Source organism: Vogesella mureinivorans (assembly GCF_007644035.1).
Classification (GTDB): Bacteria; Pseudomonadota; Gammaproteobacteria; order Burkholderiales; family Chromobacteriaceae; genus Vogesella; species Vogesella mureinivorans.
Window position 1 is genome coordinate 1 of sequence record NZ_VMTV02000802.1, and the last position, 454, is coordinate 454.

Annotated in this window: 1 protein-coding gene; it reads left to right on the plus strand. The window is 43.8% G+C overall.

Features of this window, described 5'->3' with window-relative positions; all coding sequences use genetic code 11:
* Positions 1-454: type II toxin-antitoxin system toxin DNA ADP-ribosyl transferase DarT (gene darT, locus FLQ44_RS19705; protein WP_206208997.1), on the plus strand; the 454-nt coding region annotated here is incomplete at both ends.

Here is a 454-nt window from a genome sequence, read left to right on the forward strand (position 1 = left end):
TATACCTATGCAGCCTAAAATTTATCACATAGTGCATGTAGACCGACTTGCGTCGATCCTCGCTTCAAATGGGCTGCTTTGCGATGCGCGTATCATTGCTCAAGGCGCTGCTGGAACGACGATTGGTATGAATAGCATTAAACAGCGTCGCCTCACCGAGTTAACACTTAGTAGCTATCCTGATTTATATGTAGGTCAATGTGTGCCCTTCTACTTTTGCCCACGATCAATCATGTTGTACGTAATCCATCGTGCAGATAGTGATGAGCTAGCTTACAAAGGAGGACAAGGTCCAATAGTTCATCTCCAAGCCGATCTTCACTCTTGCGTTAAGTGGGCGCAGAAAAATCAACGCCGCTGGGCATTTACTTTATCCAATGCTGGCTCTTACTACTTTGAAGATAAAAATAATTTGTCAGATTTAAATCAACTAGAGTGGAGTGCGATTAACGCG